The following is a 14479-nucleotide window of genomic DNA, read 5'->3' as shown; positions in this document are numbered from 1 at the left end:
GCTATCTTGTTCGCACAATCTTACATTTCTGTAAAAATGATAGACTATATATTTAGCGTATATACTATTAGACTTGGTTTTTGAATAAAAGTTACGAAATCGACATTATTTATTCTAGATTTTACAATTCTATGCAATATAACCGACTTTCCCACCAATTTCATATTAAATTCCCCCTAAAGCGACAGCTTCAGAGGTTGAACAGTTCATTCTAAACTTCATCATTTTATTCTTTTAAGTTCTCAAATAATCGTCTGCTGTTCAACTTACATAAAGTATAACATACAAAAAACGATAACCTCTCCAGATCCGAAGAGGTTATCGTTATATGTCTTTCTAGAATCCTATTATAGATACCCTATTATACTCAATAGTCTCTTCAACATCACCGCAGCTTGGGCACGTGTTGCATTCCCTTGCGGTTGGAATGTTGTTAGCGACACTCCTTGAATAATTCCTTCCTTAACGGCTCTTGAAACAGGCTCCTGTGATTGGATTTTACCAACATCCTTAAATTTAGACAGTGTTGCTGTAGCCGTACTTGTGTTGGTAGTCTTATACTCCGCATAATCCATCGCTCGTACCATCATGATCGCCAATTGCTCTCGAGTGATATTATTGTTAGGTTTAAACGTTCCGTCCGTATTCCCGGCAATAATACCCGCTTTAGTAGCTGCTCCAATGTACGCACCTGTAATTGATGTTGACTGAACGTCACGGAACCGTTCTGCTGCCTGAGAATTTCCTGACAATCCTAAAGCTTTGGCAATAAATACTGCAAATTCGCCACGAGTAATGTTGCTATTCGGTTCAAAGGTGGTGGCGGTTCTTCCATCCACAATATATTTGGCTAGAAGTTCATTGATTTCGCCCTTCGCCCAATGATTACCGACATCACCGTAGAACTTGCTAGCCGTTACTCCGGTTACCATATAATTGTCTTTCACCATCGCATGTAAAATAGTACCCCCATTCCATTTCTCGATCTTGGTCGGTACAAATGAGATCTGAGCAGTCGATTTATCAAAGTACACGAGTGCTGATGTACTCTCAGGTACTGACTTAGCTGTACGTATCAAGTATTCACTTGAAACATGTACAGGAATAGATCTTCCAGAAGCCGTATTTTCCGCAGATACATAAAAGTCATACGTGTCTACAATCATGTTTGCTCCAACTTCACTAATTAGATTATTCATTACAGACACAGCACTAATCGGGACTTTCTCGATCTGGATCCATATCATTGCCGTCGAAGTAGCTGATGTAAGATCCCTCGCGATTTGACTAGTATTCAGGCTTCGTAATGGAATAGTAACGATACTATCTCCTAATCTGACTGCGAACTGTGCTGTTGGATCCGAGAGAGATCCATCTTGAAGTGATTGGACAGGAACTCCCACATAGGCTGCTCTCTCGGTAGTAGGAACCTCAAATACAATCGTTTTGCTAGTTGCATTGGCCGTCGCCACATAATCATAGGCAGCCTTTAATTTTATCGAATCTACCTTATACTTTTTAACGCTTTGATTATATTTGGATTTACCTTCACTAATAGTTGCAGCACTGGTATCGAGTACATACATCATTCTACCGAATTCACCCTCATTTAACGTTCCCAGATTACTAGGAGTAAAGACACCACTGCTCGCTGAATTCTGCACATCTAGATTAAGGAAAGACGGAATATTATTCCCTTGACTGTCCTTAAGCGCAGTACTCATTGAACTATAAGATACTTGTACTTTCTGGCCGAGTGATGCAGGAGACATCAATTGAAGAGTCACCGTATTCCCACTCACATTGGTAGATAGTATAGAACGCGCATTGTTGTCCACTCTTACGGTAAACAATGCGTTTAATGCGTTTGAACTTAGTGAACTTGTCAGACTACTGTGGAATTGAAGTGTTAATATATCTCCCTTAATCGAAGCCGACTTCACATCAGCGTTGAGCGTACTGGTACTTACACCAACGGGCTCAAGATTGAGGTAGCCTGCACTATTTCCATTTAAATCAGTTATACGTTGGCTTCCAACACCTGGTACATAAGAAACAGTAGCCTCTTGGGTTACAGTTATAGGAGATGCCAACGTTAGTTCTACATGGTTAACATTCACAGCCATTGCCGTTACATAGACAGCTGTTTTATTCACCAATACTGAGAATTGACTCTTCATCGGTAAGTTATCTGATTTCAGAGCTTCATTATATTTCAAGATAACCTTACTACCAGACCCTTCCGCTCCCATAAAGATTGGGGCTTTGGTATCATTCTGATTCCGGACAAAGAAATCACTAAATGCAGACATATTCATGCCTCTGTAGTCCTGAATTGGATATGACCCAGGGCTATAGGATACTTGAACGACATCCCCATTACTAATGCTCTTATTCAAAGTTAATACTAGCGATGAACCACTCTGATACATACTACGAACGCCTAGAGAAGAACCATCTGCCATTACAGTGAACTGTTGATAAGCACTCGTTGACGGCGACTTCAACGTCTCATTGAAATAAAGAGATACTGTTGTTCCATAAGCCGTACCCTCACGAGGCTTCGGTAGCGCAGAATCGATCCCATTCGTCACCTCTCTCAGCCCGAAGCTAGCTGCCGGATTAAGGGCGCTATCTATAATTCCGGAGTTGCCCCCAGTGTAAGATATTTTGACATTTTGTCCAACGGAAACCCCAATCTCTAATACAACATATACACTTTCACCTGATGTATATACTTGACTAACTTTTCTATTCTCATCATTAACGGTCACAGCAAAGTTTGATGAGTACAAATAATTCGAATAATTCAACGTCTCATTATATGTCAGTCGAATGGTTGTTGCATTATGCATTAGAGCGGTCTGGAGAACGGGAGCCACCGTGTCGCTAGAGCTCGTCCTAAATTTCCAATTGGAGTTGCCATTCAGACCCCCATAGACGATACCTGCATTTACTCTATCTATAAACACGCCACTATCCACAACTACATAATATGAACTGTTCTGATCCAACGTCACCTTATTCACTGAACGGACCTGTGAAGGGTTATTGGCATCTACTGCTACATTGACGTTGAAAGATTGCCCGCTTGTTGCGTTGTACAGTCTGATTACTGCTTGATCGGACCCATTAGCCGCTTTCACGGGGCGATTAAGGGTTAGAACCAAATCTATGCTCAGTGGTACGGCTGAACTGCCATTCGCTGGTGATACGGCGGTCTCCCGCAATGCAGATGAATCCCCAATAGCAGTGAACGACCAGCTCATTTCATTCTGTGGTACTAAATTACCGGCATTATCAAGAAAGGCACCTACCGGCACCGTTACTGTATATTGTTTATTATTCTGGAATGTGATGTCCGGTTTAATAACAATCGTATTCGTACCCTCCCCCGTAACTCTCGGTGAGATTACTGGGATATTCGATTCAATCGATGAACTTCCAGCGGATCGAATCGTTATATTCCCACTGCCTTTATTAACCGTCTGATTAAATATAAGTTGAATTGGGCTGTTTATGGGAACTGACGTTTCCCCATCCGCGGGGATTGTCTGAGTCAAGACACCCGGACTTCCCTTCGTAGTAAATACCCATTGCGTAGTGTCAGTTATACCAGCAAAAGCTGTACCATCCACATCTACTAGTGTTCCCGAATCGATTAACACATAATAAGTTGTTGATGGAGCGAGTTGCGAAGTCTGGATGTTAATGAGATCCTGACGGGCAGGACTCAAAGAAATCGTAGTAGAGCTTCCCGATTGAACGGATAGCTTCTCGACCTCTTGATTGTCTGCTACCTGGTGTATATGTATCATACCGTCAGCTAAGAACACCTCTTTATTGAACAGTAGCTGAAGCATTGCCTGGTTAGGCTCTACTCCAGTTGCGCCAATCGTAGGTGTATATTGCGAGATCGCAGCAGGATCTGTACTCGTGATCACTGGTTGACCTGCAGCTTGAACACTTATTGAAGTTCCTAATCCTAGACTAGGTACCAATATTTCCAATGTCATTATTAAAGCAATCCAAATTGAAATCTTCTTCTTCATTACGATTATAAACTCCCCTCTTTGAATACACTTGTATCTATATTTTCGGTTTCAAGTGCTTACAAGTTTAGAGCAGTGACATTATTTCATTGAATCGAACGATTTCTCTGCGCACCAAAAAGCCGCTGAACGATCCAGCGACTTGAATTGTACTAATAATAAGGGCAATAATCTTTACATTCCTGCTTGTGCCTTCAAAGTCTCCGCCTTATCCACTTGTTCCCAAGGAACATCTAGATCCGTACGACCGAAGTGTCCGTAAGCTGCCGTCTGTTTATAGATCGGACGACGCAAATCAAGCATTTGAATAATGCCAGCTGGGCGAAGATCGAAGTTCTCTTGAATGAGCGCAACCAATTTCTCTTCACTCACTTTACCAGTGCCGTAAGTATCTACATTAATAGATACCGGTGTAGCTACACCAATCGCGTAAGCCAATTGAATCTCCAACTTATCTGCCAGACCCGCAGCTACTAGGTTCTTAGCTACATAACGCGCCGCGTAAGCCGCTGAACGGTCTACCTTCGTAGGATCCTTACCAGAGAACGCTCCGCCGCCATGACGCGCATAACCACCGTATGTATCGACAATGATCTTACGTCCAGTTAGACCCGCATCTCCTTGAGGACCGCCAATAACGAAACGTCCAGTAGGGTTAATGAAATATTTCGTATCCCCATCAAGCAACTCCGCAGGAACAACAGGAAGAATGACATGCTCTCTAATATCCGCTTGGATCTGCTCCAACGTAATCTCTTCCGCATGTTGCGTAGATACAACGATCGTGTCAACACGTACTGGCTTATCATCCATATATTCAATCGTAACTTGCGTCTTACCATCTGGGCGCAAATACGCTAACGTACCATCTTTACGCACCGCTGCTAAGCGACGTGCAATACGATGTGCTAAGGCAATCGGAAGAGGCATCAGTTCAGGTGTCTCATTCGATGCGAAACCGAACATAAGCCCTTGATCTCCGGCCCCAATATCTGCCGTTTCCTTATGCATCTGATCAAGATCACGATTCTCTAATGCAGCATTCACCCCTTGGGCAATATCAGCCGATTGCTCATTCAATGAAGTTAGTACAGCACTTGTATTATAATCGAAACCATATTTAGCATTGGTATAACCAATCTCTTTGATTGTATTTCGAACGATAGCTGGAATGTCGACATATTCAGAGCTTGTACTAATCTCTCCAATAACAAGCACCAATCCTGTTGCCACAGCTACTTCACAAGCAACGCGTGCATTAGGATCATTCTCTAAGAAAGCATCTAATACCGCATCTGAAATCTGATCACAGATTTTATCTGGATGTCCTTCTGTAACGGACTCTGATGTAAACAAATGACGTCCTTTAATTGACATGAATTAACCTCCTATAAGCAAAAAATGAACCTTTCCCAATTGGAAAAGGTTGCAGTACAATCCTTATTCGTCATATTAACTTATTTGCGAAATCGTGTCAAACGTTTCTCTATTATAAAGGAAGTCCAAAAAGTCAGCTGGTGATCATGATATATCCTTGAACTGCTAAGGATTAATTGACATTGTGGACTCTTGTTACGATAAGGTCTGTTCAGCTTGGCGTATCAACCGTTTTGTAATTTCCCCACCCACGGAGCCATTCTCCCTTGAGGTGAGGTGACCCCAGCTTGTCCGTCCACGATTCGTATATCCTCCAACCTCTCCGAGATCAGAAGCGAATTCAGCATCCATTCCAGCCAGTCCACCAAATCCACCTACCTGTAGTCCGAACTCCGCTGCAATCTCATATTTCATCTGATCAATCATCTGACGACTTGCCGGTACTACTGTCCGATTGTTCCTTGCCATTATAATAAGCACCTCCTGTATGATGATCCTACAAGAGTATTATTAGCATGCTGATTCAGATTACACGTATAAAAGATTGCTACTACTGGCAATAATAAGGGATAAGTATTATTGAATGCTATATCCACCGCGTACCATAACAACTAGACCGAATTTCTGCCCATCTTGAACCGTAATACCGCGCCCATCTCTTGGGAATGATAATAGATGATTCGTAATAACCGCTTGTCCATTTACAATATCTATACCGTCAGTCAAATCTGCTACACCATTAGCATCTTGACTATAGATGACCGCTTTACCATTACGAACAATAAATTCAGCTCCTGCTTCAGCAATGAGCTTCTCACCTGGTCTCACATCAACGATAACAACAGCGTTGCTTGTGCTCGCAGCACCATTATTAGTTGGATTCGTTGGTACTGTAGGTGCTGGTGTAGGTGTCGTCGTTGTACTCCCACCACCTAACGCTTTTTGGATCTGTTGATCTACGTAGCTCTTGGTAACGACAGGATCATCGGATGTGCCGGGTTGACCCGTAGCGCCAGCACCGCTAGCTGTGGTGTTGAGTAGGGAGCCTAGCCATACTCCGCCACAAAGCAATGTAACAACTGTAGTTACTTTCCATACAGGTTTCATGATATCTCCTCCTTATGTATACTCGTATCGATCACAAGCACTTTCAAATCTGTGATCCATACTTATAAAAATAACAGGAAGCCATTATTCGGCTCCCTGTTACTTTATCTAACTAAATCATTTAAGATGTTTTACAATACTACTTTTTTACTACACCATCAGTGTCTTTAGTAAATGCAGCTACTTCGTTCTTAGCAACGGAAGTATCTGTAAGGTACTTAGAACCCAAGAACTTCACTGTGTACTCAGTTGCATTCTCTCTATCATCATCAAGTCTAATTTCGATGCCGTTAGTTCCTACTAGAGAAACTGTAAATTGGTTACCTGCAACTAACTTCTTACCGTCATAATAACGAGTAATTTCAAAGTCTTTAGCAAGCAATACAAGATTAGCATTTTTATCCAAGGCGATTTCTTCACTGAAGATAGCAGTCAATACTTCACCATCAACAGATAAGTTGTCACCTTTGAATGTTGGAGCTACTTTGTCTAGAACTTTTGTAGCGATTGAAATACCAGACCCATTCCCAGCTAAAGTTGTCAACTTACTAAAGTCTACTTTAACAGTGAGGTTATCACTGTAAGTTGTGCTCAATACAGTATCCTTGAAGTTCAACTTCACTGTAGAAGTTCCATTATAGTCAACACTATTAACAGCATATGTTTCTTTAGTAACAGTGTTGTAAACAGTGAATGCTGAAGCAGGAGCTGTAGATACACCAGCAGTTAACTTCACATTAATTTGGTTCTTTCCTACCAAGGCAGCAGCATCATCGCTGAGTTTATCATCAAATTTACCTAGTTTCAATGAATGATTCTCAGTCAAATCAATCTTTTCACCATCTTGTAGAGTGAATTCTTTCAACAGGTTGCCAGCTTCATCTTTCAAACCACCTACATACAAAGCTGAGATTTGCTTCGAAGTAGTAACAGGTTTATTATCTGTATCACGAGTACCGAATTCTACGTCTTCAGCAAATTTAATGGCAACAGCGTTGCTATCATTAAACACTGTAATGTCAGCTACTGAACTAGTTAATGTTCTGCGATTCTTATTAGTATCATCACCATATTGAACATGATAGTTCGCAAGATCTTGCAATGAAGCAGGATCCATTTTCTTATCAAAACCAATGATTAGAGTACCAGTATTCGCATTGAACAATGTAGAATCAATTACCGGAGCAGATACGTCAGCAAGATTCACTTTGCCGCTATAATCAAGCATAGTGTTTTCAAGTCTTGTTGCATCTTTTACATTCTTGATTGTTACTGTGTTATCGCCAGTGGACAATGCAGTGTACAACTCAAGAGTTACAACGTTATTCGAACCTAATTCTGCACTCTTAACAGAAATTACATCACCATCTTTATTCTTGATAGTGTAGTTTCCTCTAGATTCTGCAGAATCCTTAAGTACTGATTTAGAGTAAGTAACTTTGATTGTTTTATCATCTTCAGCTACTACCTTTTTCACTACTGGACGAGTTTGGTCGATTTCAGGAGTTACAACAACAGTAGTTCCATCAGCAAGTTTGTTGCCGCTGTAGTCTTTCACACCTTCAACATGAATCGGAAGGGCACCTGTTGGTAAGGAGTTAGCTTTAGTAAAGAAGAATTTAACTTTATCGTCAGCTACTACAGTGAATGTGTCAGCTGTCTTCTTGCTATCTCCAGACTTCCAGTAAACGTTGGAAGCACTGATTGTATCAGGATCAACTTCTTCAGAGAAAGTTACAGTTACAGTTTCCAAAGTTGCTGTCGCTTCAGTAATTGTAGGAGCATCTTTATCTTCAACTACTGTAATATCATGAGTGCTAGTTAGTGATCTGAATCCTGCGAAGTCATAAACTCCTCCAATAACAAGCTTATGATCTCCTACTGAAAGAGCAGATGTGTTATATGGAGTCAAGATAACTGTTCTAGATGTTGGATCAGTGATCTTACCGAAGTAAGCTTTACCATCTAGTTCGAAGCTAGCTTGCACTGGCAATACTACCGGCTCACTGAATACAACTTTAACTGATTTAGTTCCTAATGATTTAACGGAAGTAACTTCTGGAAGTACGTTGTCAGAAGTACTGAATTGATATTCCTTTTCACTAAGTACGTTATTTCCAGCTTTAACATTAGAGAGATTCAAGAAGTCTGCTTTGTTATTAGCAAGAACGCCGCTCAATGTAAGAGTAACTGTCTTCTTGTCTTCAGATAATGAAGCTGATTTAACTGCTTTACCTGATTTCAAAGAGTAGTTAGCTTCATCTTCAGCAGTATCAGTGTCAACAGTACCGTCAAAAGTTATAACAACTTCTTTCAGGTTGCTTGCAGATACGCTTGCAACTTTAGTTGCATCAGTAATTACAGGGTTCAATAGCGCTTCAGCTGCAAAAGCTGCATCTACTAACAATGAACGTTTTGCATTTGCTTGGAAGTTAAGACCTTTGTCAAGGAGTCCAGCGTCGATTGCTGCTTGAACTTTTTCCTTTTCCCAAGATGCACTGTTGTCTGCAGTTGCTGGAACTTTAAGATCCAATGCGTTAGTCAACACAATTGCCAATTCTTGAACAGTTACGTTAGCTTTAGGAGCGAACAATTGCTTAGTCAAATCTTGACCTTGCATAATTCCAGCTGCTGTTACTGCTTCGATGAATGGAGCAGCCCAGTGCTTCTCGTTGTAGTTCTCGTCTTTATAAGAAAGAACTTCAGGTAATTCTTCAGCCAATCCTGCTACCTTAGCAATAACCTTCGCGAATTCAGCGCGAGTCATGTCATTGTCAAGACCTGCAGTACCGTCTACATAACCGTTGAAAATACCTTTTGTTTTCAATGCATCATACTTCTGTTGAGTTGTTAGTTCGTCTCCGAACGCTACAGATGCAAACATTGAGAATGCCATTGCTGTAGATAGTGCTACTGATAAAATTTTCTTCATAACCTTTTTGTCTCCTCCTTGGGAATACATAACATTATTATTTTTATTTTCATAGAGTGGGCTCGTATTACTCATTTGTTGTTGCACCCCCTTTCTCGAGTTGAGCAAGTAAATATAAATGATGTCTGTGACGGGTATCACAGAAACTGGTAAACAGAAATCCGCAAATATAGACTAGCATCCAATCCTACAATAAGTATTATACATTGGGTCCAAGTTGCCGTAAAGCTAAATTTTCTAAAACATAGATAATTTTCTTTATCCGGACACAATTGGATGACTCCCCTTGCTGAATCCTTATAACTCTTAGACGCATGAGTTTCTAAAAAGTTGCACCTTTTTAAAAAAAAAATCATTTTTGTTACTAAATTAACAGTAAGCGTATGATTTAATAACTAGAAAACCTTATTCTAACTATATAGACAAGAAAAAGACGCCCTTCGGCGTCCTTTTCACGCTGTTCTTCCATATTAACTATTACAAATTTGTTACCGGATTTTCATCGACAATTGAATAATCTGCGCTCTCGTCTCAAGACTACTGCTGAGGCTTGCATACATTCTTTCTATTGATTGCTTATTCTCACGATAAGTTTTATCATGCTTAATTGTAACATGTGACCATGCGATGAGATTATTCTCTGCTGTCTTCAATTCATTGTAAGCATCATGGAAGCCTGTCTCAAGAACGAGCCCTTCCATCACTTCCTGGGTAACCTCTGTCGTCTTACGAGTTGCTTCAATTTTCTTCTCCATCACACTAGCTCTATTCTCAAATACCGTCTTTGCCTTCATATAATCCATCTGAGCTTTTGAATAGATTGGTTTCATTAGTAACGTTCACCCTCTAGTAAAAGTTGTGTTCTAAAACATTGTATCGCATAGATCCGTAAATTACAAAATATAGTTCATGGAAAAAGAGTAGTTGACAGGAGACTCCTGCCCTCTACTCTTTACCAGTACTACTTAGATTTTAGGAAGTTTCTTCATATCCACCATTACTTTAGCAATAATGATAGCTGCATCACCACGAAGCATATTCGCTTTTGGATTAAATGTATATCCCTTTTTCAGATCCGTAGGATCCACAGGGCTTCCCGTTATAAATCCTTTTTTGGCAATGGCCAGAACAGACGGTTGAGCATAATAATCTATATTCGTATAGTCGACGAAATATTTCTGTAAATCTTTAGTGATCTTAGCGCGATCAGTATCAAGCTTCAGATTTAGTCCTCTAGCAATCATGACTGCGGCGTCCTGACGCATGATGTTATCATCTGGACCAAATACCTGAGGTTCTACCCCTCTAATGATCCCCGCTCTTGCTGCTGTCTCTACATATCGGAAATCCCAAAGTCCATCATAGTTAATCGTGGCTATGTCGGTAGGAATATCCACGAAATGCTTATTCCCATTATAGTTCAAAGGCAAGTCAAGGGATCTAACTATCATTCTTGCGAATTCTGCCCGACCTACATATACATCTGCACCGAAACGACTGGCTGGATCTTCAGCATTCATAACACCCTTTGCAAAGACTGTCTCAATGAACTCACGAGCATAAGGATGTTGGACAGTATCATTATAGGTGTATCCAAGTTTCCCTACAACGAAATAACCAAAGCGGTTAAATGGAACCGTAATGGTATGTTTCTTCTCATCTACGACTCCGCCAATATTCTCCCATTGCTTCAATACAGGGTCGAAACGGAATACAGTAACTAATCGGCCAGCATCTTGAGTAATACTCTTATCGTAAGAGAGCGTCATTTTTCCTACTTTAGAAGGTATCAACTCACGGCTCGCATCGCGTTGATAGAAATTAGCGATTGGTGCATTAGGGAATTGATATGGATCGTTACCATATTTCACCGGATCATAGGCATTTGGCGTATTAATATCATCGGCTAATCCTGCATCTATCCAATATACAGCACTTGATTTCACAAAACGCTGTTGGAAGTTGCCTGTGAATACTTGCTTACCTATCGCCAACTCTAGATCGTAATTAGCTGGAATAGCATCAAATTCATGTCGATCGACTACACCATCTGCACTATTGGCAATAGAGAACAAGATATCGTGATTTGCGAATACTTGGTTCTTGAATTGTTCAGGTACATTGTAGTCTTTACGCACCAGGCTTGTTCCTTTGGCAAAACTAATGTTCAAAGCTCCTTCAAAAGCCTTATGAGATGTTTTCATTGCCTCCATGTATTCTGCCCCCGGAATGCTTGTAGGAACATATTTCACGGTAAAGGAATCTTTAATCTGATCATTCCCTCGTGAAATAACCAACTCAATCTTCGTATCCTTATTGGGTTTCAAGTTCTTAACAATGGCGCGATACGCTGGTGCATATTCAATAATACCATCATAATCGGGATCATAATTAATCTTCTCAGCTTCTACTTTGTTAATGATGACTTTCTCAGCACCTTCGGAATAAATGACAACTTCCACAAAGTTCTGATTAAGTACACGCTTCTGAGTAAGTGGTGCTACAACCGTATACGGGATTGAGATCGGGTTGACTTCCAAACGATATGTCGCTCTTGGTCCACCTTTACCAGAATTAAATACAGTCATAGTATACACTTTCGGGCTACCATCTAAGGGTATCTTCTGATCTTTCATTACAAAACCGAAATATTCATGCTCAAGATCATAATAAACATTTATTCCTGGTACCTCTGTAGCGCCAGATGAAGTAGGGTTTAGAGGAAGCCCTCCTACTCGAGAAGTTAATTTATTCCCAAGGTTCCACTCGATTGGTTTTTCGCCAGGAGATTGAATCATTAAGATGTAATTATCCAGATCTGTCCCCATGCTCCCCAACTTGGTCTGCACGCTTAGCTCATTAGTTCCTAAATCTAGAAAATCAAATGTACCATGCACATTCATAATTGCTTCCTTCGTCATAAAGACGCTACCCTTAAGCTGAAAATTGGTATCATTCGGCTTAGGTTCTAGGTAAGTCGTGCTGTACGGGTACACACCATCTGTTCCTGGTGCCGGGATAACTGGAATATTGGTAGGAATCAAACTAATGACAAAATTCTTCTCATATGTGTTCTTATTCGTTGTGAACAAGAACTTAATGTTGTTATCCCCCGGAAACAATGCATCATAGGCTGCTTCTAAATTAGTATTACCCACAATCCCGAACTTGCTTGAGTCCGATGCGTCTCCCGTTAGTGCCACAAGCGTGTTATTAACATATAGGAATACCGTTTGTCCGGTAGTACCATATTCAATCTTCTCATCACTTGCTACATTTATTAATTGTCCCTTGAAATTCAAGAGTTCATTCATTACTTTATTCTGCCTTATATCCTTAGCATCCGTGGTATTGGTGTAAATCTTCATATCGTCATATGCACCATCAAATTTGACGTAAGGACCATAAAGTAGAGTTACAGGAACTTTCTTCTCTACTCCACCAGTAACATTAAAGTAAATATTTTGTTTCCCTGAAATAGGAAGCTTATTTATTACAAGAACGATTCGTTGTACTGTTGTAGGCACGCCGTTAATGTTCTCAATCACCGTCGTATTCAAGACGACAGTCGATGCAGGGGCGTTCACCAGGAGAGCATCCGCTCCATCTGTTATCTTACTTATTGCTGCTGTTACGTTTCCTCCCGTAGGGTTAACAATCAATATTTCAGCCGCAACTGGCGTAGAGAATATATCTGCATTCTCCATCGTTGTGCCTGTAAGACTAGATATAGAAGCTGAACTCATACCTGCTGAATAACCCGTTAGATAGTTCACTTTGTATATATAGGATTGGCTCTTATTCTTAGGCATGAAGGATAAATTTCCTTCTGTCTCATCCACAGGAGGAGTCAACGTTCTATTCTGTGTAGTTAATGCTAAAGACACACGTTGATCCCATTGAATTGTCCCCACAGGAATGGTAAATTCCACCTCAACACGAGTATCGCCTGGCTGTATTGTCGCATGAGTCGGCGTTACACTACCTGTAGCGTTGACACCACCTGAAAGCGTATAACGGATATCATCCAACGCGATCCCTGTAGTAGGAATAATCGCCTTCCCCGTTATTGTAGCTGCCGTAGCACTTCCCATTGGAAAGTCAGGGTTACTACTTAAATCAGGTGATACATCCGCTCCACTCTTGGCTATCACATCAAAGAAGGTAACTCTACCATTATAGAATGTGATCTCACGGGTTGTTTCTACTGTTTGGCTTTGATTAGAAACTCTAATTGTAATAATGTTCTTACCTTGCTTAACATTTAAAGGTGATGCATAAAATTTATAATCATTCGTACTTGATACATTATAGGTCCAACTTCGACCATTAATGATTACAGTTACTTTATCAGCATTAGGTGCTTTACCCACTAAAGCAATATCCGTATTGGATCTACCAAACGAAGCTCCAGCTGGTGCAGATGAGATCACTGTCGTCCCCTGCTCATTCACATTGGTAGTAATTCCATCAATAATGGCTTCCAAATCATAAATCGTTGGACCATTACGATATTCAATATAGATGGAATCTTCCACTTCCATAGTCCCTTGTTGGCCTTTGAACGTAATCATGTTCAATCCCGGAAACAATTGAAGGTTATTTACTGTCATATTTGAACCGCTTAGTTGAATATTCCCAGTCTGTCCTTCGCGAGAATTAATCGCTGAGCCTCCATCTTTGGGAATTTGAAATACACTGTAGGAAATGGTACTTCCATTAACATTATTTAGTGTACCCTTAATCGTTACGCGTTCTGTATTGGTAATTCGTGCAGATGCCAAATCATACTGTTCGCCTGGCAAGATAAAGAACCTTCCCACCGCTGCTTCAGCTGACTGCGATAAGGTTGCCGGTATTAGGCTGACAATCATGGCTAGCGTCAACATCAATGATAATAATCTTTTCAAAATTATTTTCCTCCTCTTTTTGAATCCTCATCCATATCAAATTTGATGAATTCATCTCGTTATCTTCTATATCGGTAATAAACCTACAAAATTTTAGAAAA

The 14479-nt window shown here is 40.5% G+C and carries 7 protein-coding genes; all 7 read right to left on the bottom strand.

The features are described from left to right. Positions 1–347 precede the first annotated feature (347 nt). The gene (locus AC1TO8_RS15695; protein ID WP_482056564.1) at positions 348–4052 is read right to left on the bottom strand and encodes an S-layer homology domain-containing protein; all 3705 of its coding nucleotides are present in this window, start codon (positions 4050–4052) and stop codon (positions 348–350) included. 174 nt (positions 4053–4226) lie between these two features. After that, positions 4227–5429 (bottom strand): methionine adenosyltransferase, encoded by a 1203-nt coding sequence (gene metK / locus AC1TO8_RS15690; RefSeq protein WP_482056563.1) that lies wholly within the window; start codon positions 5427–5429, stop codon positions 4227–4229. A 195-nt stretch (positions 5430–5624) separates the two neighbouring features. After that, complete coding sequence (locus AC1TO8_RS15685; RefSeq protein WP_482056562.1) at positions 5625–5897, bottom strand: alpha/beta-type small acid-soluble spore protein; 273 nt, start codon at positions 5895–5897, stop codon at positions 5625–5627. A gap of 108 nt (positions 5898–6005) precedes the next feature. Continuing rightward, complete coding sequence (locus AC1TO8_RS15680; RefSeq protein ID WP_482056561.1) at positions 6006–6536, bottom strand: hypothetical protein; 531 nt, start codon at positions 6534–6536, stop codon at positions 6006–6008. Between the two features lie 139 nt (positions 6537–6675). Continuing rightward, on the bottom strand, positions 6676–9468 hold the full coding sequence (locus AC1TO8_RS15675; protein ID WP_482056560.1) for an S-layer homology domain-containing protein: 2793 nt from the start codon (positions 9466–9468) through the stop codon (positions 6676–6678). Between the two features lie 488 nt (positions 9469–9956). Further along, positions 9957–10298 (bottom strand): hypothetical protein, encoded by a 342-nt coding sequence (locus AC1TO8_RS15670; RefSeq protein ID WP_482056559.1) that lies wholly within the window; start codon positions 10296–10298, stop codon positions 9957–9959. A 135-nt stretch (positions 10299–10433) separates the two neighbouring features. Continuing rightward, positions 10434–14378, bottom strand: coding sequence for an S-layer homology domain-containing protein (locus AC1TO8_RS15665; RefSeq protein ID WP_482056558.1), 3945 nt, complete (start codon positions 14376–14378; stop codon positions 10434–10436). Positions 14379–14479 lie beyond the last annotated feature (101 nt).

The sequence above is a fragment of the Paenibacillus sp. Y859 genome (assembly GCF_056786405.1).
The sequence above is the reverse complement of the archived record's forward strand: the minus strand, read 5'-3'. Positions and strand labels throughout refer to the sequence as shown.

Excerpts from the sequence above, each read along its gene's own strand:
- AC1TO8_RS15695 (WP_482056564.1), bottom strand. The coding sequence starts at position 4,052 with ATGAAGAAGAAGATTTCAATTTGGATTGCTTTAATAATGACATTGGAA.
- metK (WP_482056563.1), bottom strand. The coding sequence starts at position 5,429 with ATGTCAATTAAAGGACGTCATTTGTTTACATCAGAGTCCGTTACAGAA.
- AC1TO8_RS15685 (WP_482056562.1), bottom strand. The coding sequence starts at position 5,897 with ATGGCAAGGAACAATCGGACAGTAGTACCGGCAAGTCGTCAGATGATT.
- AC1TO8_RS15680 (WP_482056561.1), bottom strand. The coding sequence starts at position 6,536 with ATGAAACCTGTATGGAAAGTAACTACAGTTGTTACATTGCTTTGTGGC.
- AC1TO8_RS15675 (WP_482056560.1), bottom strand. The coding sequence starts at position 9,468 with ATGAAGAAAATTTTATCAGTAGCACTATCTACAGCAATGGCATTCTCA.
- AC1TO8_RS15670 (WP_482056559.1), bottom strand. The coding sequence starts at position 10,298 with ATGAAACCAATCTATTCAAAAGCTCAGATGGATTATATGAAGGCAAAG.